Annotated in this window: 21 protein-coding genes; 11 read left to right on the top strand and 10 right to left on the bottom strand. The window is 76.0% G+C overall.

Translation table 11 applies throughout. From position 1 onward, the window contains the following. Nucleotides 1-16: 16 nt before the first annotated feature. The 6 genes from ACI79O_RS11230 to ACI79O_RS11205 form a co-directional block, all read right to left on the bottom strand. The gene (locus tag ACI79O_RS11230) at nucleotides 17-775 is read right to left on the bottom strand and encodes an FAD-binding oxidoreductase (protein WP_456914171.1); all 759 of its coding nucleotides are present in this window, start codon (nucleotides 773-775) and stop codon (nucleotides 17-19) included. Continuing rightward, on the bottom strand, nucleotides 745-1,350 hold the full coding sequence (locus ACI79O_RS11225; protein ID WP_456889422.1) for a sulfite oxidase-like oxidoreductase: 606 nt from the start codon (nucleotides 1,348-1,350) through the stop codon (nucleotides 745-747). The genes ACI79O_RS11230 and ACI79O_RS11225 overlap by 31 nt, the downstream gene beginning before the upstream one ends. A 69-nt stretch (nucleotides 1,351-1,419) precedes the next feature. Next, nucleotides 1,420-2,748 carry a dihydrolipoyl dehydrogenase family protein gene (locus ACI79O_RS11220; RefSeq protein ID WP_456889424.1) on the bottom strand — a complete coding sequence of 443 codons (1,329 nt, stop codon included), beginning with the start codon at nucleotides 2,746-2,748 and terminating at the stop codon, nucleotides 1,420-1,422. Between the two features lie 46 nt (nucleotides 2,749-2,794). Beyond that, nucleotides 2,795-4,345: an MFS transporter gene (locus tag ACI79O_RS11215; RefSeq protein WP_456914170.1), complete on the bottom strand. Its 1,551-nt coding sequence runs from the start codon at nucleotides 4,343-4,345 to the stop codon at nucleotides 2,795-2,797. Between the two features lie 66 nt (nucleotides 4,346-4,411). After that, complete coding sequence (locus ACI79O_RS11210) at nucleotides 4,412-4,609, bottom strand: hypothetical protein (protein WP_456889428.1); 198 nt, start codon at nucleotides 4,607-4,609, stop codon at nucleotides 4,412-4,414. Nucleotides 4,610-4,650: 41 nt separating this feature from the next. Next, on the bottom strand, nucleotides 4,651-5,091 hold the full coding sequence (locus tag ACI79O_RS11205) for a VOC family protein (RefSeq protein ID WP_456874799.1): 441 nt from the start codon (nucleotides 5,089-5,091) through the stop codon (nucleotides 4,651-4,653). A 266-nt stretch (nucleotides 5,092-5,357) separates the two neighbouring features. Here ACI79O_RS11205 and ACI79O_RS11200 point away from each other — a divergent pair, with 266 nt between their 5' ends. Beyond that, nucleotides 5,358-5,954 carry a redoxin domain-containing protein gene (locus ACI79O_RS11200; RefSeq protein ID WP_456874704.1) on the top strand — a complete coding sequence of 199 codons (597 nt, stop codon included), beginning with the start codon at nucleotides 5,358-5,360 and terminating at the stop codon, nucleotides 5,952-5,954. A gap of 21 nt (nucleotides 5,955-5,975) precedes the next feature. Here the strand turns inward: ACI79O_RS11200 and ACI79O_RS11195 are convergent, their stop codons facing one another. Next, on the bottom strand, nucleotides 5,976-8,807 hold the full coding sequence (locus ACI79O_RS11195) for a helix-turn-helix transcriptional regulator (RefSeq protein ID WP_456914169.1): 2,832 nt from the start codon (nucleotides 8,805-8,807) through the stop codon (nucleotides 5,976-5,978). 289 nt (nucleotides 8,808-9,096) lie between these two features. Here ACI79O_RS11195 and ACI79O_RS11190 point away from each other — a divergent pair, with 289 nt between their 5' ends. Then, nucleotides 9,097-9,669: a sigma factor-like helix-turn-helix DNA-binding protein gene (locus ACI79O_RS11190; RefSeq protein WP_456914168.1), complete on the top strand. Its 573-nt coding sequence runs from the start codon at nucleotides 9,097-9,099 to the stop codon at nucleotides 9,667-9,669. 40 nt (nucleotides 9,670-9,709) lie between these two features. Continuing rightward, nucleotides 9,710-11,218 carry a glucose-6-phosphate dehydrogenase gene (gene zwf, locus ACI79O_RS11185; protein WP_456914167.1) on the top strand — a complete coding sequence of 503 codons (1,509 nt, stop codon included), beginning with the start codon at nucleotides 9,710-9,712 and terminating at the stop codon, nucleotides 11,216-11,218. A gap of 25 nt (nucleotides 11,219-11,243) precedes the next feature. Here the strand turns inward: zwf and ACI79O_RS11180 are convergent, their stop codons facing one another. Then, nucleotides 11,244-12,833, bottom strand: coding sequence for an alpha-amylase family glycosyl hydrolase (locus ACI79O_RS11180; protein ID WP_456914166.1), 1,590 nt, complete (start codon nucleotides 12,831-12,833; stop codon nucleotides 11,244-11,246). 169 nt (nucleotides 12,834-13,002) lie between these two features. Between ACI79O_RS11180 and ACI79O_RS11175 the strand changes: the two genes are divergently transcribed. Genes ACI79O_RS11175 through ACI79O_RS11160 form a run of 4 tightly spaced genes read left to right on the top strand, consistent with a single transcriptional unit; the run spans nucleotide 13,003 to nucleotide 17,667 of the window. Beyond that, nucleotides 13,003-13,845, top strand: a complete 843-nt coding sequence (locus ACI79O_RS11175; RefSeq protein ID WP_456914165.1) for an SDR family NAD(P)-dependent oxidoreductase — start codon at nucleotides 13,003-13,005, stop codon at nucleotides 13,843-13,845. 8 nt (nucleotides 13,846-13,853) lie between these two features. Further along, entirely contained in the window at nucleotides 13,854-16,316 is a 2,463-nt protein-coding gene (locus ACI79O_RS11170) for a xanthine dehydrogenase family protein molybdopterin-binding subunit (protein ID WP_456914164.1), read from the top strand. Next, nucleotides 16,313-16,831, top strand: coding sequence for a (2Fe-2S)-binding protein (locus tag ACI79O_RS11165; RefSeq protein ID WP_456914163.1), 519 nt, complete (start codon nucleotides 16,313-16,315; stop codon nucleotides 16,829-16,831). The genes ACI79O_RS11170 and ACI79O_RS11165 overlap by 4 nt, the downstream gene beginning before the upstream one ends. Next, nucleotides 16,828-17,667, top strand: coding sequence for an FAD binding domain-containing protein (locus ACI79O_RS11160; RefSeq protein WP_456914162.1), 840 nt, complete (start codon nucleotides 16,828-16,830; stop codon nucleotides 17,665-17,667). The genes ACI79O_RS11165 and ACI79O_RS11160 overlap by 4 nt, the downstream gene beginning before the upstream one ends. Here the strand turns inward: ACI79O_RS11160 and ACI79O_RS11155 are convergent. Next, nucleotides 17,621-18,376 (bottom strand): ThuA domain-containing protein, encoded by a 756-nt coding sequence (locus tag ACI79O_RS11155; RefSeq protein ID WP_456914161.1) that lies wholly within the window; start codon nucleotides 18,374-18,376, stop codon nucleotides 17,621-17,623. The two genes, ACI79O_RS11160 and ACI79O_RS11155, sit on opposite strands and share 47 nt — an antisense overlap. Nucleotides 18,377-18,450: 74 nt before the next feature. Between ACI79O_RS11155 and ACI79O_RS11150 the strand changes: the two genes are divergently transcribed. The 3 genes from ACI79O_RS11150 to ACI79O_RS11140 are packed head-to-tail and all read left to right on the top strand — an operon-like array spanning nucleotide 18,451 to nucleotide 20,264. Beyond that, nucleotides 18,451-19,674, top strand: coding sequence for a cytochrome P450 (locus tag ACI79O_RS11150; RefSeq protein ID WP_456914160.1), 1,224 nt, complete (start codon nucleotides 18,451-18,453; stop codon nucleotides 19,672-19,674). Between the two features lie 49 nt (nucleotides 19,675-19,723). Then, the gene (locus tag ACI79O_RS11145; RefSeq protein WP_456914159.1) at nucleotides 19,724-19,945 is read left to right on the top strand and encodes a ferredoxin; all 222 of its coding nucleotides are present in this window, start codon (nucleotides 19,724-19,726) and stop codon (nucleotides 19,943-19,945) included. A 25-nt stretch (nucleotides 19,946-19,970) separates the two neighbouring features. Continuing rightward, nucleotides 19,971-20,264, top strand: coding sequence for a Dabb family protein (locus ACI79O_RS11140; protein ID WP_456914158.1), 294 nt, complete (start codon nucleotides 19,971-19,973; stop codon nucleotides 20,262-20,264). A gap of 15 nt (nucleotides 20,265-20,279) precedes the next feature. On the opposite strand, the gene ACI79O_RS11135 is transcribed toward ACI79O_RS11140, so the two are convergent. Beyond that, a complete protein-coding gene (locus ACI79O_RS11135; RefSeq protein ID WP_456914157.1) occupies nucleotides 20,280-21,311 on the bottom strand; it encodes an amidohydrolase family protein in 1,032 nt (343 codons plus the stop codon). A 99-nt stretch (nucleotides 21,312-21,410) separates the two neighbouring features. On the opposite strand from ACI79O_RS11135, the gene ACI79O_RS11130 reads away from it, so the two are divergent. Further along, nucleotides 21,411-22,625: a cytochrome P450 gene (locus ACI79O_RS11130; protein ID WP_456914156.1), complete on the top strand. Its 1,215-nt coding sequence runs from the start codon at nucleotides 21,411-21,413 to the stop codon at nucleotides 22,623-22,625. Nucleotides 22,626-22,647: the final 22 nt, after the last annotated feature.

Here is a 22,647-nt window from a genome sequence, read left to right as displayed (position 1 = left end):
GTGGCGTCGGGGACGGTCACTCCGGGCCCGGGGTGCCACCGAAGCGCTCGAGCCGGATGCTCGACGGCTCGTGGCCGAGGTCGACCAGCGTGGCGGCGACGGTCTCGACGAACACGGTGGGACCGCACACGAACACCCGCGGCCGCTCGGCGGGCGGGTAGGTCCGCTCGCGCAGCAGGGGGGCGTCGATGCGGCCGGTCGGACCCGGCCAGTCGGCCGGCGCACCGCGGGTGAGGGTGACCGTCGCCTCGGGCCCGAGCAGGCCGGTGCCCAGGACGTCGTCGGCGGTGCGGGCGGAGTACAGCAGCCGGACGGGGGTGGGGCTGCCGGCCCGGCGGGCGTGGTCGAGCATCGCGAGGAACGGCGAGACCCCGGCACCGCCGGCGACGAGCTGCACCGGGCGACGGCGCTCCGTCGGCGTGGCGCGGTCGGCGTCCGCGGACCAGACGAAGTAGCCGCCGATCGGGCCACGGAGTTCCAGGGCGTCCCCGGACTGCATCTCGGCGGTGAGGTAGGGCGACACCTCACCGCCCGCGAGGTTCTCGACGAGCAGGTGCAGCTGCGGGTCCTCGGGTGGGGAGGCGATCGAGTAGCTGCGCTGGGCGCGGTAGCCGTCCTCGGCCGTCAGCCGCACGTCCACGTGCTGGCCGGGCAGGTGCCCGGTCCAGCCGTCCACGTCGAACACCAGCCGCCGGACCCGGGTGCTCTCGGGCCGGCTGTCGGCGAGCCTGGCCTGCAGCCAGGTCAGTCGCCGCTGTACCGCTGCTCGAGCCACGGGTCACCGCGGTCGTGGTAGCCGAAGGTCTCCCAGAAGCCGGGCTCGTTCACCCGGGTCAGCGTGAGCCCGCGGACCCACTTGGCGCTCTTCCAGAAGTACAGGTGGGGGACCAGCAGCCGCGCCGGGCCGCCGTGCTCGGGGGCGAGGGGCTCCCCGTTGTAGGTGTCGACCACCCAGGCCCGGCCGCCGGTCACGTCGTCGAGGGGCAGGTTGGTGGTGTACCCGCCGTCGCAGAACGCGACGAGGTACGACGCGCGGGCGCCGGCGTCGGCCAGCAGGGTGTCGACCGCGACGCCCTCCCACCGGGTGTCGAACTTCGACCACTTGGTGACGCAGTGGATGTCGACCGAGATCGCCTCGCGCGGCAGCGCCCGGAACTCCTCCCAGGTCCAGGTGCGCGGGGTCTCCACCTCGCCCCGCACGGAGAAGTCCCACCGCGCCACCGGCGTCCGCGGCGTGGGGCCGGCCGACAGCACCGGGAACCGGCTGCCGGTGTCGTACTGGCCGGGTGGCAGGCGGTCGTCCGTGGTGGCCGACCGCCTGCGGCCGAACCCCCGGGACACCAGTGACATGGCAGCCCCCTCTCGTCCGGGGTCCCACCCTGGACGGCACCGGGCGGGACAGCATCGGTCAGATGACCGTCACGCGCGGGCCGCGCCGCGCAGCTCGAGCAGGGCGTGCAGGAACGCCTCGGAGAAGGTCGGGAACGGCTGGATCACGTCCTCGAGCACCTCCAGCGGCACGCGGGCCCGGATGGCGAGGGTGGCCTGCTGCAGCCACTCGCCGGAGCCGGGGCCCAGGGCGTACGCCCCGGTCAGGTGCGTGCCGTCGGAGACGAGGGTGAGGAAGCCGGGCTCGGTGTCGTAGGAGCGGGTGTAGGTCGCCGTCCGCGCCACCTGCGACAGCGGCACGGTGGCCGTGACCGGGCCGTCGGCGTCCCCGACGGCGGCGGCCTCGGGGTCGGTGTAGGTCACCCGAGGGACGGCGGAGTAGTCCACGGCGCGCGGCCGGCCGAGGATGTTCGACGCCACCACGCGCGCCTGGTACTTGCCGACGTGGGTCAGCGGCCAGGGGGTCATCACGTCGCCGACGGCCCACAGCCCCTCGCGCGCGCACAGCCGGGCGTCGAGGCGGAGCTCCTCGAGGCCGACGGTCTCCAGGCCGATGTCGTGCACCCGGGGACGGCGGCCGGTGGCCACGAGCAGACGGTCGCCGCGCAGCGGCTCGCCGTCGGGGAACTCGAGCACGAACTCGCCGTCCTCGTACCGGGCCGCCGACGCCATCCGGCCCAGGTGCAGGCCCACGCCCTCGGCCGCCAGCGCCGTGCCCAGCGCGGTCCCCAGCGCCCGGGGCTCGCGGGCGAGCAGGTGGTCCATGCCCTCGACGATCGACGCCGAGCCGCCCAGCCGGGTCACCGCCTGCGCCATCTCCACGCCGACCGGGCCGCCGCCGAGGACCAGCAGGTGCCGGGGGACCTCGGTCATGCTCGTCGCCTCGCGGCTGGTCCAGGAGCCGGGCAGCTCGCGCAGGCCGGGGACGGGGGGCACGAAGGGGTCCGAGCCGGTGGCCACCACGACGTGCCGGGCGGTGTGGACGGTCCTGTCGACCTGCACCCGGCCGTGGCCGGCGAGGCGGCCGTGGCCGCGGATGACGTCGATGCCCTCGCCCTCGGCCCACTTCACGGCGCCGGCGTCGTCGTAGTCGCTGACCATGAAGTCCCGCCAGCCGAAGGCGGCCGCGGTGTCCACCGGGCCGGTCACCGCCTGCGCCGCGCCGGGTGCCCGCCGGGCCGCGGCCACCGCCTCGCCGGGCCGGAGCAGGGTCTTCGACGGGATGCACGCCCAGTAGGAGCACTCCCCGCCGAGCCGCTCGCGTTCCACGATGGCGACCCGCAGGCCGCCGTCGGCGAGGCGCGCGGCGCAGTGCTCACCGGGAGCCCCGCCGCCCAGCACGATGACGTCGTAGTCCATGACCGCTCCTCGGGTGTCGTCGCTGCGGGTGGGGGAGACCGACGGGTCACCGTCGGCCGGCCGTCTGGGCGGGCACCGGCCGCACCGTCGAGGGGACCGGCATCGGCGCGGGCGCGGGCATCGGCGCGGGGGTGGGCCGGTCGGAGGCGAACAGCGCGGTGACGGCGGCGGCCGCGAGGGCCAGCCCGGTCATCACGAGCATGGCCGGCCGGTAGCCGTCGGCCAGCGCCGGTCCCAGCTCGCCGTCGCCGGTGCCGACCAGGACGGGCACGAGGGCGACCAGCAGCAGCGCGCCCACCCGCGCCGCCGCGTCGTTGACCGCGGAGGCCTCGCCGAGGTCGTCGTCGCTCACGGCGGCGAGCACGGCCGAGGTCAGCGGGGCCACCGTGAGCGCCAGGCCCACGCCCCACAGCAGCGCGCCGGGGAGGAGGCCCTCGACCCAGCGGTCGCCGGCGTCGACGGTCGAGAGCACGAGGAAGGAGCCGGCGATGGAGAGGATGCCGGCGACCATCAGCCGGCGCGGCCCGACCCGGCCGACCAGCCCGCCGACGACCGGGGAGAGCACGAGGAAGACCGCGGCCTCCGGGATCAGCACGGCACCGGCCTCGGCGGCGCTGTAGCCGAGCTGGAGCTGGACCTGCAGGACCAGCAGGTACGCGGCGGCGGCGAGCGCGCCGTAGAGCAGCACCGTGGCGACGTTGATGGCGTCGAACTGGCGGGAGGTGAACAGCGACAGGCGCAGCATCGGGCTGCGCTGCCGGCGCTCGACGGGCACCAGCGCGGCGAGGCACAGGACGCCGCCGATCCCGGTGAGCAGGACCCGCGGGCTCAGCCAGCCGGCCACCGGCCCGGCCATGAGGGCGAAGACGACGCCGCCGAACCCGGCGACCGACAGCACCGCGCCGGCGACGTCCAGCGACAGCGGCCGCCGGGCCCCGCCGGTCTCGGGGACGTGCCGCAGCACCCAGACCGCGGCGAGGACGAGCGGGACGTTGAGCAGGAACAGGTACCGCCAGGACGTGGTGTCGACCAGCCAGCCGCCGGCGTAGGGGCCCAGGGTCATGCCGAGGGTCGCCAGGCCCGCCCAGACGCCGATGCCCCGCGCGCGGTCGGCGACCAGGAGGGTCCCGTTGAGCAGGGCGAGGGCGCTGGGCACCACCAGGGCGGCGCCGGCGCCCTGGACCAGCCGGGCCGTGACCAGGGTGGCGGTGGTCGGGGCGACCGCGCACAGCACCGAGGCGACGAGCATCACGACCAGACCGGCGAGCAGCGCCCGCCGCCGGCCGAGGGCGTCGATGAGGGCGCCGGCGGGCAGCAGCAGCGCCGCGGCGGTCAGCAGGTAGCCGGCCACCACCCACTGCACGCCGGACACGCTCGCCCGCAGGTCGGCCTCGATGGCCGGCACCGCGACGTTGACGACGGCGGCGTCGAGGAAGGCGACCATCGACGCGAGCACGGTCGCGGCGACCAGCGCGGCGCCCGGCCCGCTGCGCAGCGCGACGAGCCCGCCGTGCGGCGGGTCGGCCGCCGTGCGGGTCGCGCCGTCGCCGGCGGGGTCGTGCCGCCGGGGATCGCCGTCCACGGGATCGCCGTCCACGGGATCGCCGTCCACGGGATCGCCGTTCACGGGATGGCCGTCCACGGGGCCGCCTCCGGGCGCCGGTCAGTGCGGGGCGCCCTCGATGACGAGGGTGGCGTCGGCGACGGCCTCCTCGGCGGTGCGCCCCTGCCGGCGGGCCACGATGTAGCCGGCGTACCAGTCGGCCCAGTGGTGCGGCGGCCCCACCGGCTCGTACTGCCCGTGGTGCTCCTCGGCCTCGCGCAGCAGGCCGGCCAGCGTCGGGACGTCCATCTCGTCCACGTCGTCCTCCTCGGTCTCGGTGTCGGTGTCGGTGTCGGTGGTCAGCGGCCGGGCAGGCGGGTGGTGAGCTCCTGCAGCACGTACCGGTTGCCGTCGGGGTCGGCGAAGGTGGCGTAGGACGCGTAGCTGCGGCGCTCGGGGTCGGGCCCGGGGGCGTGCGTGGTGGGGTCGCCGCGGACGGCCAGGCCGCCGCCGGCGTCGTGGAAGACCTCGCTGACGTCCGCGCCGTTCTCGATCAGCTCCGCGCGGGCGGCCTCGATGTCGGTGACCGCGAGGAACATCCCGCCGCCCGCGCCGGGTGCCGTGGGGGGCAGGCCGATGCCGAAGTGGATGGAGCAGGGGGAGCCGGGCGGCGTCATCTGGATGATCCGGAAGCCCTCGTCGACGAGGAAGTCGGCGTCCTCCCGCCAGCCGAGGTCCTTGTAGAACTGCTTGGCCCGGTCGACGTCGGAGACGCCGATGACGACGGCCTCGAGCTTCATGTCCACGGGGTGCTCCCTCACGCTCGCCGGACCCGGCGCCGACCGGTGCCGGTCGCACCAGGCTGGTCCGCCGGCCTCCGCGTCGGACCAGGGAGAGTCACTGGTCCGGCCCCGGGGCCGGCGGGAGGAGGAGCCGGCGGGCCCGGGACCAGGGACTGTGCCTGGCGCGACCGCGAGCGGGGAGCGGCAGCGTCGGGCGGGAGCCGACCGGGGAGGAGCGACCGTCGGCGGTCGAGGACCCCGGGGCCGGACGAGAGGGGCATCCGATGCGTTCCGACATCGCGCCGGGCGGGGTCTTCCCCGACTACTCGCTCCCCGACCACACGGGCGTCGAGCGCACGCTCGGCGAGTTGCAGGACCGCGACCCGATGGTGCTGGTCCTGGCCCGCGGCCACCACTGCCCGGAGGACCACCAGCAGCACCTGGAGCTGGCGGCCTTCCAGTCGAGGATCGGGGTGGCCCGCACCCGGATCGTCACCGTCACCACCGACGACCGCCACACCGCGCAGGAGTTCCGGGCGTCGGTGGGCGCCCAGTGGCCGTTCCTGTCCGACCCCGGGCGGATCGTGCAGCGCGACCTGGACATCCAGGACTACACCGACCCCGGCAACGACCCGATGGTGCCGCACACCCTGGTGCTCAAGCCGGGCCTGGTCGTGCACTCGGTCTACAACGGCCACTGGTTCTGGGGCCGGCCCTCGATCTGCGACCTGTGGCACGACCTGCGCGCCGCGACCGCCGAGATCCGCCCGGACTGGGACCTGAGCCGGCCGGGGTTGCGCGAGGCGTGGGAGGCCGGCGAGTGGTCGCACTTCTCCGCGGAGGACCGGCGGGCTCCCCGGCCGGCGGCCCGGGTCGGCTGAGGGCCGGACCCGCCCGGTCGCTCAGGCGTCGTCGCGGGCCAGCGCGTCGACCAGCTCCCGCCGCGAGCTGACGCCGAGCTTGGTGAACACCTTCCGCAGGTGCCACTCGACGGTGCGGGGGCTGAGGAACAGCTGCGTGCCGATCTCCGGGTTGGTCAGCCGCTCGGCGGCGAGCCAGGCGATCTGCGCCTCCTGCGGGGTGAGCTCGTCGAGGGTCGCGACGACGCGCCGCCGCGCGGTCTCCCCGGTGCCGGTCAGCTCCTGCCGGGCCCGCTCGGCGAAGGCCTCCATCCCCATGTCGACGAGCATCCGGTGGGCGGTGCGGAGGTGGTCGCGGGCCTCCCGCCGCCGGCCCTCGCGGCGCAGCCACTCCCCGAACAGCAGGTGCGCGCGGGCCTGCGCCACCCGGATGCTGGTGCGGGCGAGCCGGTCGACCGCCTCCCGGTGGAGCGCCTCGGCGTCGTCCCCGCTGCTGAGCAGGGCCCGGCATCGGGCGTCCACCCCGAGCGCCCAGTCGGTCCCGCTGGCCCGCGCGAACGCGGTGAACCGGGACGCGGGTCCGGTGGCCCGCCCGGCCCGGCCGCTGCGCACCGCCGCCTCGACGACCTCCGGCCACACCCAGGTCCACAGCTCGAGCCCGTCGGCCCGGTCGGCCGCGCTCTCCGCGGCGGTCAGCGCCTCGTCGTACCGGCACAGGCCGAGGAGCATCACCGCCCGCGTCCAGTCCGCGGAGATCAGCCACAGGCCCTCACCCCGGCGCACGACGTCCTCGCGGCTGGCCTCCACCAGCGCTCGCGCCTCGGCCTCGCGGCCCCGCCAGGTGGCCAGGCTGACCGCACCGTAGGGGGTGACCCGGCTGCCGATCGCCTCGGTGACGGCGGCCGCCTCGCCGGCGAGGGACGTCGCGACGGCGAGGTTGCCGGCGAACAGCTGCATGCTGAACCGCTCGGTGAGCGCCGTGGGCAGCAGGGACAGCGCGCCGGTCCGGCGGGCGACCCGGACCTGGCGCTCGGAGAGCACGTCCCAGCTGGTGTCGTCGAACAGCGCACGGGCCGTCCGGCAGGCCAGCCACAGCCAGCGCAGCGCGTCGTCCTCGGGGAGCGGCTCCTCCCGCATCGCGGTCAGCGCCCGCCGCAGCACCGGGATCCCGGCCCCGTGGCCCCGGGTGAGCAGCAGCGCGAGCCCGTCGAGGAGCAGGGCGCACGACCGCGGCAGGCCGGAGGGGGAGGGGCCCCAGCCGGCGGTGACGACGGCGTCGGCCACCTCGCGCAGGTCACCGCCGCGGGCCTCCCGCCCGGCCGCCACCGCCGCGGCGAACGCGTCGAGGTAGGTGGCGCGCGCGAGGGTGGCGTCCAGCGGCTCCAGCCGGCGGGCCGCGGCCAGCAGCAGCCGGGGAGCGTCCCGGCCGCGGGTCGCGGCGAAGGTGATCTGGGCGTCCAGCAGCTCCGCCCGGGCCCGGTCCAGCTCGTCCAGGGGACCGACCCGGGCGGTGGAGAGCAGCTCGACCGCGCGTTCGGCAGCTCCGGCCAGGTTGGCGCTGGAGGCCGCGGCCAGGGCCCGGCGGGCCCGCCGCGCGGGGTCGGGGGTCAGCGCCACGGCCCGTTCGAGGAAGACCGCGGCGGCGGCCTGCCCGCCCCGGGCGCGCACCCGGCTCGCCGCCCGCTCGAGCTCCTCGGCGACGTCCTCGTCCAGGCCCGCCGTCCCCTGCGCCCGGTGCCACGCGCGGCGGTCGGGGTCGGTGCCGGGATCGACCGAGGACGCCAGCGCGCGGTGGGCGGTGCGGCGCTCCTCCGGGGACGCCGCGCGGTAGACCGCGGACCGCACCAGGGGGTGGCGGAAGCGGACGGAGGTGTCGATCTCCACCAACCCCGCGTCGGTCGCGGGGGTCACCGCCTCGGCGCCGATGCCGAGCCGGCCGGCGGCGCGCCAGACCGGGACCGGGTCGCCCACCGGGTCCGCGGCGGCGATGAGCAGCAGCCGGCGGGTCACCTCCGGCAGCGGCGCGAGCCGGCGCCGGAAGACGTCCTCGATCCGGCCGGCCACCGGGGTGGCGTCGGGCAGCCCGAAGCCGCCCGCGAGCTCGGCGGGCGTGCGCCCCTGCGGGAGCTCCAGCAGGGCGAGGGGGTTGCCGCGGGCCTCGGCCACGATGCGGTCGCGTACCCGGGGGTCGAGGGTGCCGGTCACCGCCGAGTCCACGAGCGCCCGCGCATCGGTGTTGTCCAGCCCGCGGACGACGAGCTCCGGCAGCCCGGCCAGCACCGGCTCGCGGTCGGACGGGCGGACGGCGAACACCAGGGCGACGGGCTCGGCGGCGAGCCGGCGGGCGACGAACTCCAGGACCTGCGCCGAGGCCTGGTCCAGCCACTGGGCGTCGTCGACGATGCACAGCAGCGGCCGCTCCTCCGCCACCTCGGAGAGCAGGGTCAGCACGGCCAGGCCCACCAGGAAGCGGTCGGGTGCGGTCCCCGCCCGCAGGCCGAACGCGGTGCCGAGGGCCTGCTGCTGCGGCGCGGGCAGCGCGGCGAGCCGGTCGAGGTGGGGACCGCACAGCTGGTGCAGGCCGGCGAAGACCAGCTCCACCTCCGACTCCACGCCCGCCGCGCGGGCCACCTGGCACCCGGCCGAGCGCTGGAGGAGGAAGTCCAGCAGCGCGGTCTTGCCGATCCCGGCCTCGCCGCGCAGGACCAGCACCTGGCTGCGCCCGGCCTTGGTGGCCGCCACCAGGCCGCTGAGCCGGTCGCACTCGGCGCGGCGCCCGACCAGGCCCGGCCACCTGCCGACGGTCGTGCCTCCCGTCTCGAGGCGGTCGTGCGGGGACCGCCCGGCACCGGTGCGCAGCCGTGCGGGTGGCACGGCGCGCGCGGCGGGGTCCCGACCCTCGGGGCCCGGACGCCGGGGATCCGCTCCGGCCGGGCGCCTCGGCGCCGGTGGGCGCAGTCCGGTGGACCCGCGGCGGGGGACCGCCATGACACCTCCTCCCGGGACAGCGGGAGCAGGAGCTGCCCGCCGGGGAGGACGGGCCGGCCGGAGCTCTCCCGGGCCCGGAACGCTAGGCAGTCCGGCGGCCGGGGGCATCGGTCATCCGACTCGACCAGGGTCTCCCACGGGCGCGACCGGCCGCGGAGGCCCCCATCGTGGCCGCGTGGTGAGCGACGCGGCGGGCACGGACGGGCGCGGGCCGGCGACGCCGGGCGCCTGGGAGCGGGTGGTGCACGACCACTCCGCCCGGGTCTACCGGCTGGCCTACCGGCTCTCCGGCGACACGCAGGACGCCGCGGACCTGACCCGGGAGACCTTCGTGCAGGTGTTCCGCTCACCGGCGGGCCCCGCGCCGGGCGGCCCGGAGGCGCCGCTGCACCGGATCACGACGGGGCTGTTCCTCGACCTGGTCGAGCGCCGGCAGCGGGCCGGCACCCCGGCGGGGCCCGGCGCGGGGACGGGCCCCGGACTCCCGGTGCAGGAGGCACTGGACGCGCTGCCGCCGGAGGTCCGCGTCCCCGTCGTCCTGCGCGACGTCGCGGGGCTGCCCTACGACGAGATCGCGGCCACCCTCGGCATCGGTCGCGGCGCCGTCGGCAGCCGCATCCACCACGGCCGCGCCGGGCTGCGGCGCTGCCTCCCGGCCCCGCCCCGGGACCGGGCGGTCGCCGACCGGCCGGGGCGGTCCGCCGGGCACCTGGTGCGCGGGCGGCCGGGCGAGCAGCATCCGTCCTGACCGCCGTCCGCCCGTGACCGCACGAGGAGCGCACCGCGACATGCCGACCGAACCGCAGCCGGCGACCGACCTGGCCCGGCGCTCGCCCCCGTCCGTCCTGGTGGTCTTCGGTGCGTCGGGGGACCTGACCGCCCGCAAGCTGCTGCCCGCGCTGGAGCGGCTGGCCGCCTACGGCGCGCTGCCCCCGGAGGTCGCCCTCGTCGGGGTCGCCCGCACGCCCATGACCGACGAGGAGTTCGGCAGCTACTGCCGGACCACCGTCGCCGCCACCGACGACCCGCGCTGGACCGAGCTCACCGCCTCGGCGCGCTACGTCGCCGGCGACTACGACGACCCGGGCACCTACTCCCGGCTCGCCGAGGTGCTCGCCGACTGCGACCGGCGCCACGGCACCGCCGGCGGCCGGGTGTACTACTTCGCCACCCCGCCGCGGCTGTTCGGGCCGATCGCGGTGAACCTGGGCAAGGCGGGCCTCGGCACGCCGGCCGGCGAGGGTTTCGTGCGGGCGGTGATCGAGAAGCCGTTCGGCTGGGACGAGGCCAGCGCGCGCGACCTCTACACCGAGCTGACGACGGCGTTCACCGAGGAGCAGATCTTCCGCATCGACCACTACCTGGCCAAGGAGACGGTGCAGAACCTGCTGGCGCTGCGCTTCGCCAACTCGGTGTTCGAGCCGATCTGGAACCGCACCTGGGTCGACGACGTGCAGATCACCGTCGCCGAGACCCTGGGGGTCGGCTCCCGCGGCGGGTTCTACGAGACGACCGGGGCGATGCGCGACATCGTGCAGAACCACGTGCTGCAGGTGCTGTCGCTGTTCCTCATGGAGCCCCCGACGTCCTTCCACGCCGAGGCGATCCGCGACGAGAAGGTCAAGCTGCTGCGCGCGCTGCGGCCGCTGGACGAGGAGGCGCAGATCGCCGCCAACACCGTCCGCGGCCAGTACACCCGCGGCGGCACCCGCGAGGAGCTGATGCCCGGGTACCGGGAGGAGCCCGGCGTGGACCCGCTGAGCTCCACCGAGACGTTCGTGGCCATGCGGCTGGACATCGACAACTGGCGCTGGACCGGCGTGCCGGTGTTCGTGCGCACCGGCAAGCGGCTGCCCGCCCGGGTCACCGAGGTCGCCATCCAGTTCCGCCGGCCGCCGCAGCTGCCGCTGTTCCCCGGCACCGGCGACGGCCTGGAACCCGACGCGCTGGTCGTGCGGGTCCAGCCCGACGAGGGGGTGAGCCTGCGCTTCGGCGCCAAGGTCCCCGGCCACGCCTTCCGCGTGCAGAAGGCCTCGATGGACTTCTCCTACGAGAGCTTCGAGCAGGAGTCGATCGACGCCTACGAGCGGGTCATCCTCGACGCGCTGATCGGCGACCCCACCCTGTTCATCCGCGCCGACGAGGTGGGCCGCTCCTGGCGCATCGTCGACCCGGTGCTGCGGTACTGGGCGAGCGACACCGCGCCCATCCCGCTCTACCAGGCCAGCACGTGGGGACCGCCGGAGGCAGGCGCGCTGATGACCCGCGAGGGCCGACGGTGGCGCCATGGGGGGTGAGCCCGCGCCGCGCGGCCGCCCGGGGTCAGCCGTCGCCGGCGGCGGCCGGCCGCAGCAGGACGGCCTCGTCCGGCTGCAGCACCAGCCCGGGCAGCGCGACGGTCCCGCGGCCGTCCCGCGCGGGGTCGGTGGACACGACGACGGCGTGCGCCCCGCCGGGCAGGTCGCCGCCCTCGAGCCGCCGTGGGCCGGAGGCGAAGTTGACGGCGGCCACCAGCCGGCCGGCGCCCTCGCCGCGCACCCACGCCAGCACGTCGGGGCCGGCGTCGAGCACCCGCTGGGCGCCCGACTGCAGGGCGGGGGAGCCCGCGCGCACCTCGCCCAGCCGGCGCACCAGGGACAGCGTCGAGGCGGGGTCGGCGATCTGGCGCTCGGCGCACAGCCGCTCGGCGTCGGCCACCAGCGGCAGCCACGGCGTCCCGGTGGTGAAGCCGGCGCCCGGGCCGGCCACCGACGGCGGCCGCCAGGGGAGCGGCGCGCGCTCGGGGTCGCGGCCGTCGACGTCGACCACCCGGTCCGGCGGCACGTCGGCGTCGGGGAGGCCGAGCTCGTCGCCCTGGTAGAGGAACGGCGTGCCGCGCAGCGCGGTCAGCAGCAGCGCGGCCGCCCGGGCGCGGGCCGGCCCGGAGCCACTGCCGTCGTCGTACCGGGTGGCGATCCGCGAGTGGTCGTGGTTGCCGAGGAACCAGGCGGGCCAGGCGTCGGGCTCGGCCAGCTCCTCGAACTGCTCGACGGCGTCGCGGAAGGCGGCGGCGTCCCAGGGCAGGTGCAGGAAGACGAAGTTGTGCGCCATGTGCAGCTGGTCGCCGCCGGCCACGTAGTCGACCACCCGCCGCAGGTCGAGCAGGTACACCTCGCCGACGATCATGCGGTCGGGGTACTCGTCGACCACCCGGCGGATGCCGCGCAACCGCTCGTGCGCGACCGGCTCCCAGTCCTGGTCGTGCCGCCGGTCGGCGCCGGCGTTGCTCCGCAGCAGCGGGTCCTTGCCGAGGCGCTGGAGGGCGTCGATCCGCAGCCCGTCGACGCCGCGGTCCAGCCAGAACCGCACGGTGTCGTGCATGGCGGCCTCGACCTCCGGGTTGTCCCAGTTCAGGTCCGGCTGCTGCGGGGTGTAGGAGTGCAGGTACCACTGCCCCGTGCGCTCGTCGAAGGACCAGGCCGGGCCGACGGCGGCGAAGTCCGACCGCCAGTCGTTGGGGGGCCCGCCGCCGGGGGCACCGTCCCGCCAGACGTACCAGTCGCGCTTCGGGTCCTCCCGCGACGAGCGCGACGCCAGGAACCACGGGTGCCGGTCGGAGGAGTGGTTGGGCACCCAGTCCAGGACGACGCGGATGCCCCGCGCGTGGCAGTCGGCGATGAGCGCGTCGAGCTCGCCGAGGCCGCCGAAGAGCGGGTCGACGTCGCAGAAGTCGGCGACGTCGTAGCCGAAGTCGGCCATCGGCGAGGGGAAGACCGGGGAGAGCCACACCGCCCCGACGTGCAGGGCGGCGAGGTGGTCGAGGTGCTCCCGCAGACCGCGCAGGTCGCCCACGCCGTCGCCGTCCGCGTCGGCGAACGAGCGCGGGTAGACCTGGTAGACGGCGCCGCGCTGCCACCACGGGGGCTCTGCCATGCGCGGAGCGTAGGACCGGGCGGCGCGTTCCGCTGCCGTGCTGACCGCGGGCGACCCGGTCCCGGCGTGAGTCCACCGACGACTAGTGCCGTCGGCCATTGCCCGGAGTCCGCCGTGTGCCGTAGGAAGACCGCGCACGCTGTCGCGTACGTCACACCGGAGGTGCTCCATGGGCGTCGAACTGCGCGGACTCGAGGGCAAGGTCGTCCTCATCACCGGAGCGGGACGCGGTCAGGGCGCCAACCACGCCCGGGCCTTCGCCGAGGCCGGGTGCGACGTGGTCGCCGTCGACATCGCCGCGCCGATACCCGGCCTGTACGAGACGGCGAGCGCCGAGGACCTCGCGCTCACGGTGAAGCAGGTGGAGCAGTACGACCGGCGGGCGCTCGGGCTGACCGCCGACGTCCGCGACGAGGACGCGGTGCGCCGGGCGGTGGAGACCGCGCTGGCCGAGTTCGACCGGATCGACGTCCTGGTCAACAACGCCGGGATGGCGGCGCTCGACACGATCCAGGACATGAGCGCCGCCACGCTCGACGCGGTCATCGACACGAACCTCAAGGGGCCGATGCACGTGGCCAAGTTCGTCGTCCCGCAGATGATCGGACGGCGCGACGGGAAGATCGTCAACATCTCCTCCGCGGTGATCGGCAGCGGGCACGCGATGCTGTCGCACTACGTGGCGAGCAAGCACGGCGTGGTGGGGCTCACCCGCGCGTGGGCCACCGAGCTCGCCGAGTTCGGCATCAACGTCAACGCCGTCGCCCCTGCGACCATCCGGCCCGGCCCCGACCGGCACGGCTCCGGCATGGTCAGCGGGCTCTCGGCCGGCATGGGGATGGACCCCGCCGAGGCCTTCGAGGTCTTCTCCGCCCAGGGCAACCTCCCCGGACCCAAGTGGCGGGCGGAGATGCAGGACATCACCGACGCGGTCTTGTTCCTCGCCTCCGACAACGCCCGGGTCATCACCGGTCACACGCTGCACGTCGACTGCGGTCAGGCGACCCGCTGATGGGGTCCATGGTCGGAGCCGCCGTGCTCCGCAAGGAGGACCCCGCCCTGCTCACCGGCCGGGGCCGCTACGTCGACGACATCCAGCTGCCGGGCACGGTGCACATGGCCTACGTCCGCAGCGTCGAGCCGCACGCCCGCATCGCCTCGATCGACACGAAGGCCGCCCGGGAGCTGCCGGGCGTCCTCGGCGTGTGGACCGCCGCCGACCTCGACGGGCTGCCGCACGTGCGCTCCTTCCCCGGCACGCAGCGGCCCTGCCTCGCCCGCGACGCCGTCCGGTTCGTCGGCGAGCCGGTCGCCGTCGTCGTCGCCGACGACCGCTACCTCGCCGCCGACGCCGCCGCCGCGGTCGTCGTCGACTACGACCCGCTGCCGGCCCTGGTCACCGTCGAGGACGCGCTGGCCGAGGGCGCGGCGCCCATCGTCCCCGGGCTGGCGAGCAACGTCGTCCTGGACCAGCCGATGTCCGCCGACGACGCCGAGACCGAGCTCGCCGCCGCCCCGCACCGCACCAGCCTGCGCATCCGCAACCAGCGGCTGGCCGCCGTCCCCATCGAGCCCGGCGGCTGTGTGGCCAGCTGGGACGGCAGCGGGCTCACCCTGTACGCCACCGTGCAGGCCCCGCACCCGGTGCGCAACGAGCTGGCCGCCATGTTCGGCCTGCCCCAGCACGAGACGCGGGTCGTCGCACCCGACGTCGGGGGCGGGTTCGGCGCCAAGGCGAGCTTCTACCCGGAGTTCCTCCTCACCGCCGAGCTGTCGCGGCGGCTGGGGCGGCCGGTGAAGTACGTCGAGACGCGCAGCGAGAACCTGGTCGCGATGACCCACGGCCGGGCCCAGCTGCAGGACGTCGACGTGGGCTTCGACGACGAGGGCCGGCTGCTGGCCATGCGGGTGGCGATCGTCCAGGACGTCGGCGCCTGGCCGGACGCGACCGGCGCCGGGCTGCCCACCCTCACCGTCTTCATGTCCGGCGGCTGCTACAAGATCCCCAAGGTCGCGGCGTCCTTCCGCAGCGTCGCCACCAACACCACGCCGGTGGCGGCCTACCGCGGCGCCGGCCGGCCGGAGGCGGCGTTCCTCATCGAGCGGGTCGTCGAGGTGGTGGCCCGCGAGCTCGGCCGCGACCCGCTGGAGGTGCGGCGGGTCAACTTCATCCAGCCCGGCGAGATGCCCTACGCCACCCAGTGGCCGGGGATCGTCTACGACGAGAGCGACTACCCGCGGCTGCTGGACACCCTGCTGGAGCACCTGCGCGACGGCGGCGCGGACCTCGAGGAGCTCCGGCGCGAGGCGGCGGAGCGGCGCGCCGACCCCACCCGGCCGCTGCTGGGCATCGGCTTCTCCTGCTTCGTCGAGATGGGCGGCTTCGGCCCCACCCCGCTGTTCGAGCAGTTCGGCTACATCGGCGGCTGGGAGTCCTCCACCGTGCGGATGAACCCCGACGGTTCCGTGGTGGTCTCGGTGGGGACCAGCCCGCACGGGCAGGGGCACGAGACGGCGTTCGCGCAGATCGCCTCCGACGCGCTCGGTGGGGTCCCGGTGGAGCGGATCAGCGTGCGCCACGGCGACACCGGGACCGTGCAGGAGGGCATCGGCACCATGGGCAGCCGGGCCATCCCGGTCTGCGGTCCGGCGGTGCACCGCTCCAGCGACCAGCTGCGGCGCAAGCTGCTCGCGATCGCCGCCCACCTGCTGGAGGCCGACGAGTCGGACGTCGAGCAGGACGGCGAGCGGTTCGCCGTCCGCGGGACCCCCGGCGCGGAGGTGTCGCTGGCCGACGTCGCCCTGACCGCCTACAAGCCGCACAAGCTCCCGGAGGGCATGGACGTCGGCCTGCAGTTCATGGACTACTACGAGCCGACCAACCTCAGCTACCCGAGCGGCGCGCACGCCTGCGTGGTGGAGGTCGACCGGGCCACCGGTCAGGTGTCGGTCCTGCGCTACGTGGCCGTCGACGACTGCGGGACGGTGATCAACCCGCTGACCGCGCGCGGCCAGGTCGAGGGCGGGCTGGCGCAGGGCATCGCCCAGGCGCTGCTGGAGGAGGTGCGCTACGGCGACGACGGCCAGCCGGTCACCTCGTCCCTGGTCGACTACGCCGTCCCCGGGGCCCCGGACGTGCCCGACCTCCACACCCACCACCTCGAGGTGCCGACCAGTTTCAACCCGCTGGGGGCCAAGGGGCTGGGGGAGTCCGGCGCCACCGCGGCCCCGCAGGCGGTGGTCAACGCGGTCGTCGACGCCCTGGCGCACCTGGGCGTGCGCACCATCGACATGCCGATGACGCCCTACCGGGTGTGGACGGCGATGCGCGCCGCCGAGCAGGGCCGGGCCGACGGCGCGGCCGTCGACGACCGGCACCCGCCGGCCGCGGCCATGCAGCCCGACGACGACGCACCGCCACCCCCCGACGGCATGCCGACCCCGCCCGCGGGGGCCGGCGAGGACTGGAAGGTGACCCCGTGAGGCACGACGTCACCCTGCGCGTCAACGGCGTCGCCACCCGGCACACGGTGGAGTCCCGGCAGTTGCTGGTGCACCACCTGCGCGAGACGCTCGGCCTGACCGGCACCCACGTCGGGTGCGACACCTCCAACTGCGGCGCCTGCACCGTGCTGCTCGACGGGGTGGCGGTCAAGTCCTGCACCGTGCTCACCGTCGCCGCCCACGGCGGTGAGGTGCTCACCGTGGAGGGCCTCGCCGAGGACGGCCGGCTGTCCCCGGTGCAGGAGGGCTTCCGGCAGTGTCACGGCCTGCAGTGCGGCTACTGCACGCCGGGCATGGTGGTCTCGGCGACCGGCCTGCTGCTGGACAGCCCGGATCCGACGCGCGAGGAGATCCGGGAGGGCCTCGAGGGCAACCTGTGCCGCTGCACCGGCTACCAGATGATCGTGGAGTCGGTCCGCTGGGCCGCCGAGAACGGCGGTGCCGGCGCTCCCGCGGAGGAGCACCGCGCCCGGTCCCAGGAGGCGGTCCGGTGATCCCCGCCGACTTCGACCACGTGCGCGCCGACTCCCTCGACCACGCCCTCGACCTGCTCGGCGAGCACGGCGACGACGCCAAGCTGCTGGCCGGCGGGCACTCGCTCATCCCGCTGATGCGGTTCCGGCTGGCCGCCCCGCGCGTGCTCGTCGACATCAGCCGGGTGCCCGCGCTGCGCACCCTGGAGCGGTCCGACGGGCACCTGCGGCTGGGCGCCGGCCTGCGGCTGCGCGACCTCGAGAACTCCCCGGAGGTGCGCGAGCAGGTGCCGCTGCTGGCGGCCGCGGCCGCCACCGTCGGGGACCGGCAGGTGCGCGCCCGGGCCACGCTCGGGGGCACCGTGGTGCACGGAGACCCGGCCGCCGACGTCCCGGCGGTGCTGGTCGCCCTCGACGCGACCCTGGTGCTCCGCGGCCCGGGCGGCGAGCGGGAGGTGCCCGCCGCGGAGTTCTTCGTCGACTTCTGGGAGACCGCGTGCCGGCTCGACGAGGTGCTCACCGAGATCCGGGTGCCGGCGCTGCCGGGGCGCGGCTGGGACTACCGGAAGTTCCGCCAGCGCAGCCAGGACTGGGCGACGGTGGGTGTCGCCGTGCAGGAGCGCGCCGACGGGTCGCACGCGGTCGGGCTGGTCAACATGGCCCCGGTGCCGTGGCGGGCCACGCCGGTCGAGGACGCCCTGCGCGCGGGCGCCCCCGTGGCCGAGGCGGCCGGGCACGCGGCCGAGGGCACGGCGCCGCCGTCGGACCTGCGGGGCGACGCCGACTACCGCGCGCACCTCTCGCGCGTCCTCACCGCGCAGGCGCTGACCACGGCGATGGCCGGCCGCCCGCAGTGAGGGAACCGCCGTCGGCCCACACCGCCGCCCGCCGCACGATCTCCCGGTGCTCCGGGACGGCGTAGGACGGCACGTGGTGGCCCAACGCGTCGTACACCACCCGGCCGGCGCCCACCGTGCGCGCCCACAGCAGGGGGTGGTCGCGACCGCCGTGCGGGGAGGTCATCAGCCCGTCCACGTCGTCGGCCAGGTCGAGGAACCCGTAGACCTCGTCGACGACGTCGAAGTCGGGCACCCCGGCCACGACCGGGTGCCGGTCGCGCGCGACGCTGACCCGGACGGCGGCGCCCAGCGGCGGGTGCGAGGAGCGGTCCCAGCGCCACACGCCGCCGAGCAGCTCGCGCCACTGCGGCCAGTCGTCGAAGCAGATGCTCGCGCCGTGCACCGCCAGCAGCCCGCCCCCGAACCGGACGTGACCGGACAGGGCCGCCCGGGCGGCGGCCGACAGGGACAACGACCACCGCTCGCGCAGGTGCGCGTAGCGCTCCACCCGCATGGTCCAGCGCAGCAGGTTGAGCACGACCAGGGGGCGGGACCCCGGCGAGCCGGCCGCGAGCCCGGTCAGGGCCGCCTCGACGTCCTCGGTCACCGTGGTGGCGAAGCCGGCCTCGTGCAGCACCTCCGCCAGCTCCGCGGACGTGGCGGGGAAGTCGTGCGCCACCCCGCCGGACACCACCACGGCCGACCGGCTCCCCGGACCACCACGCATGACCGCCCTCCTTGACGTCAGAAGACCAACTACTACAGGGTGGCAGCGACGCAGGTCACACCCGAGGAGTGTCGATGACCGCGACCACGGTGGGCGTCGTCACCGTCCGGACGTTCGCCGACGCCAAGGACGCCTACCGGCACCGGGACCTCCGTCAGGCCCTCTATGACGAGGGCGAGGTGGTCATGGCCGACGTGCTGGTCAACCTGCACGGCGAGGAGCACCGCCGCCGGCGGCGGGTGGAGAACCGCAGCTTCCGGCGGGAGACCTTCGAGCACTACGAGCACGAGCTGTTCCCGGCGGTCACCGACCGCACGCTCGCCCCCCACCTGGCCGCCGGGCGGGCCGATCTGGTGCACCTCGGTCACGAGCTGATGCTCAACCTCGCCGCACTGACCGCCGGCGTCGACCGCCCGGAGGGCACCGCCGAGGAGACCGCCCGGCTGCACCGCTACCTCCTGCTCTTCATCGAGGGAGCCACCCTCGCCCACTCCACGCAGGACCGGGAGGAGCAGCGCCGCCGCGTGGCCGCCGGGCTGCTGGACTGGGACGAGGAGTTCCTGGCGCCCTCGATCGCGCGCCGGCGGGACGCACTGGCCCGCGCGGCGGCGGGGGAGGTACCCGACGGGGAGGTCCCGCGCGACGTCCTCACCGGGCTGCTGCGGGCGCAGGACGAGCTGGACCTCCCGCACGAGGTCCTCCGGCGCGAGATCGCGTTCGTGCTGCTCGCCGGCGCGCACACCAGCGCGACGGCCTTCGTCCGCTCCGTCGACGCCCTGCTGTCGTGGACTGCCACCCACCCCGGTGACCTCGCGAGGGTCCTCGAGGACCCGCTGTTCGTGCAGCGCTGCGTGCACGAGACCGTGCGGCTCAACCCCTCCAGCCCGGTCGGCGTGCGGTGGGCGCTGGCCGACGTCACCCTCCGGTCCGGGGTGCGGATCCCCCGCGGGAGCAGGCTGGTCATCGACCTGGCCGCGGTCAACCGCGACCCCGCCGTCTTCGGTCCCGCGGCCGCGGAGTTCGACCCCTACCGGGAGCTGCCGCACGGCGTGGCCCCGTTCGGGCTGAGCTTCGGCGGCGGGATGCACGTCTGCATCGGCCAGGACCTCGCCGCCGGGGTGGTGCCGGCCGGCGACGCTGACCCGCGGACCCACCTCACCGGTCTGGTCACCGGCGCGGTGCGGCGGGTCTTCGCCGAGGGCGTGCGGCGCGACCCCGACGCACCGCCGCAGCGGGACGCGAACACCGCCCGTCCCTACTGGGGCACCTACCCGGTGCTCCTCGGCCGCAGCGGCTGAGCCGATCCCGTCCCGACCGGCCGCGGGCACGACCGAGCCAGGAGCTGCCATGGCCTACACCGTCTCGGTGGACAAGGACACCTGCCTCAGCTCCGGGAGGTGCGTCGCCGACGCCCCGGCGGCCTTCCGGTTCGACGACGACGAGCTCGCTGAGCCCGTCGAGCCGCAGCCGCGCGCCGACGACGACCTGCTGCTCGCCGTCGCCCGGGCCTGTCCCTCGGCCGCCATCGCCGTGCAGGACCCCGCCGGCCGGCCGGTCGACCTGTCCTGACCCCGCCCCGAGGAGCCGACGTCCCGTGTTCCGTCACGTCGTGGTGTTCAGCTGGACCGCCGAGGCCACCGCCGAGCAGCGGGAGGTAGCGATCGCGGCGATCCGGGCGTGGGGCGAGCAGGCCCGGGAGTTCGGCACGCTCACCCTGGGCGTCGACGCCGGGCTCGCGGAGGGCAACGGGGACGCCGTCGTCGTCGTGGACCTGCCCGACCGGGACGCCTACGCCGCCTACGCCGCCGACGAGCGGCACCAGCGGATGCTCCGCGAGCACGTCCGGCCCATCCTGGCGCAGCGGTGCGCCGTCCAGCACGAGCTCTGAGCCGCGGGAGGCCGGTCAGCGCTCCCGGTCCAGGCGGAGGAGCCGGACGGCGTTGGCCGACAGCGCCGGGGCCAGGTGTGCCACCTCCGCGACGGCGACGGCGCCCCCGGCGTCCCACCCGGCGAAGTTGGTCCCCAGGACCAGCCGGTCGGTGCCCAGCACCCGGATGAGCAGGTCGAGCGCCTCGCGGCTGCCCACGTGGGTGTCCAGCCACAGGCCGCGCAGCTGGGGCAGCGACCCGTCCCCGCCCGCCGCCCGCAGGGCCGGGGGCACCCAGGCGCGCGGCACCGCCACAGCGTGGGTCAGTCGCCCGGCCAGGAACGCGGTGGCGCCGCCGCCGTGGGACAGGCAGACGTCCAGCCGGGGGTGCCGCTCCAGGACCCCGCCGAACACCAGCGCGGCCGCGGCCAGCGTCTCGTCGTAGGCGAAGCCCACCAGCAGGTCCAGGTCGAACCGGCGCAGCCGCGGGTCGTCGGGCGGGCCGGCCCGGCCCAGCGGCGTCGGGTGGACGAACAGCGGGACGTCGAGGTCCACCGCGGCGGCGTACAGGTCGTCGAGCGCCGGGTCGTCGAGGGTGCGTCCCCCGGGGTCGGTGTCGACGGAGGCCGCCGACAGCCCGAGGTGGCGCACCGACCGTTCCAGCTCGGCGACCGCGGCACCGACGTCCTGGACCGGCAGCTGCGCGGCGCCCCTCAGCCGGGTGGGGTGGGTCGACACCAGCGCGGCCAGCGCGTCGTTGTGCGCCCGGGCGAAGCGGCCGGCCGCGGCGGCGTCGAGGTCGCCGAAGTAGGTGAGCGGGTTGGGCGAGAGGAGCTGGACGTCGATGCCGGCCTCGTCCATGGCCCGCAGGCGCACGTCGACGTCCGTGAAGGCGCTGCCCTCGTAGCGGACGCCGGTGAGCACGTAGCCGCCCACCCGGTAGAACGGCGCGCCGTCGGGGGACGTCCCGAGCTCGGGGCCGGCCGCCCCCGCGGCGCCGAGGCTCCCGGGCAGCACGACGTGGGCGTGCACGTCGACCACCGGAGCAGCGGGCGAGGTGCCGGTCATGACCCTCCCCGGCCATGGACGTGTGACCGGCGACACACTAGCGTCGCTAGGCGGTTGACGCCGCTCGCGCGGCGTCGTGCCCGCCCCGGAGGAGGTCGCGTGTCCGTCGACGAGGTGACGGCGACCCCGCAGCTGACGCTGAGCGGCTACGCCGAGCTGTGGGACGCGTTCCGCCAGCGCGACCTTCGGCAGCGGCTCTACGAGGCCGGCGGGGTGGTCATGCGCGACGCGCTGCTCGACCTGCACGGCGACGAGCACCGGCTGCGCCGCCGGGTGGAGAACCGGCTCTTCCGGCGGGGCACCTTCCGCCTCTGGGAGGCCGAGCTGGTGCCCGGCGTGATCCAGGAGGCGTTCGGCCCCGCCCTGCAGGTCGGCCGGGCCGACCTCGTCCGGCTCGGCTACCGCACCACGATGGCCCTCACCGCCCGGGTCGCCGGCGCCGACCGCACCACCGGGTCGGTCGAGGAGACCGACGCCCTGCAGCGGTTCGCCGTCACCTTCAGCGAGGGCGCCACGCTCGTCCACAGCACCCGCGACCCCGCCGAGGTGCGGGCCGAGGTCGAGGACGCGCTGCGCCGGTTCGACGCGCTGTTCTTCACCCCCTCCCACGAGCGGCGGGTGGCTCTCGCGGCCGACGCCTCCGTGGCCGAGGCCGACCTGCCGCGCGACGTCCTCATGGCGCTGGTGCAGCACGCGGGCGAGCTCGGCGTCGACCGCGACACCATGCTGCGCGAGGTCGCCTTCTACCTGCAGGCCGGCTCGCACAGCACGGCGGCGGCCTTCACCCACGCCGTCGACGAGGTCCTGCGGTGGGCCGGCGGGGACCCCGACCGTGCCCGGCGGCTGGCCGACGACCTGTTCCTGCAGCGCTGCGTGCACGAGGCGTTCCGGCTGCACCCGGCCAGCCCGGTCGCCGAGCGCCGCGCGCTGGCCGACGTGCCCCTCCGCGACGGGCGCGTGGTGCCGGCCGGGACGGTCGTCGTCATGGACATCCGGACGGCCAACCGCGACCCGGCGGTGTTCGGCCCCGACGCCGGCATCTTCGACCCGCTGCGGACGGTGCCCGACGGCGTCCCCCCGTGGGGGCACACCTTCGGCGGCGGCATGCACGCCTGCATCGGCATGGAGCTCGACGGCGGCACGGTGCCCACCGACCCGCCCGCGACCGACCACGTGCTGGGCACGGTGACGCTCATGCTCCGCGAGCTGCTGCGGCACGGTGTCCGCCCCGACCCGCAGCACCCACCGACCCGGGACCCGCACTCCCGGCGCGAGCACTTCGGCAGCTATCCCGTGCTGCTCGGCAGCCCGTGAGGCACGGCCGGCGGCCGGCGGT

It is taken from the genome of Geodermatophilus sp. SYSU D00696, from assembly GCF_054050235.1.
The sequence above is the reverse complement of the archived record's forward strand: the minus strand, read 5'-3'. Positions and strand labels throughout refer to the sequence as shown.

Coding starts and splice junctions, on each gene's coding strand:
- ACI79O_RS11175 (WP_456914165.1), top strand. CDS start 13,003: ATGGGCGTCGAACTGCGCGGACTCGAGGGCAAGGTCGTCCTCATCACC.
- ACI79O_RS11205 (WP_456874799.1), bottom strand. CDS start 5,091: ATGAAGCTCGAGGCCGTCGTCATCGGCGTCTCCGACGTCGACCGGGCC.
- zwf (WP_456914167.1), top strand. CDS start 9,710: ATGCCGACCGAACCGCAGCCGGCGACCGACCTGGCCCGGCGCTCGCCC.
- ACI79O_RS11225 (WP_456889422.1), bottom strand. CDS start 1,350: ATGTCACTGGTGTCCCGGGGGTTCGGCCGCAGGCGGTCGGCCACCACG.
- ACI79O_RS11200 (WP_456874704.1), top strand. CDS start 5,358: ATGCGTTCCGACATCGCGCCGGGCGGGGTCTTCCCCGACTACTCGCTC.
- ACI79O_RS11170 (WP_456914164.1), top strand. CDS start 13,854: ATGGTCGGAGCCGCCGTGCTCCGCAAGGAGGACCCCGCCCTGCTCACC.
- ACI79O_RS11220 (WP_456889424.1), bottom strand. CDS start 2,748: ATGGACTACGACGTCATCGTGCTGGGCGGCGGGGCTCCCGGTGAGCAC.
- ACI79O_RS11180 (WP_456914166.1), bottom strand. CDS start 12,833: ATGGCAGAGCCCCCGTGGTGGCAGCGCGGCGCCGTCTACCAGGTCTAC.
- ACI79O_RS11145 (WP_456914159.1), top strand. CDS start 19,724: ATGGCCTACACCGTCTCGGTGGACAAGGACACCTGCCTCAGCTCCGGG.
- ACI79O_RS11135 (WP_456914157.1), bottom strand. CDS start 21,311: ATGACCGGCACCTCGCCCGCTGCTCCGGTGGTCGACGTGCACGCCCAC.
- ACI79O_RS11150 (WP_456914160.1), top strand. CDS start 18,451: ATGACCGCGACCACGGTGGGCGTCGTCACCGTCCGGACGTTCGCCGAC.
- ACI79O_RS11155 (WP_456914161.1), bottom strand. CDS start 18,376: ATGCGTGGTGGTCCGGGGAGCCGGTCGGCCGTGGTGGTGTCCGGCGGG.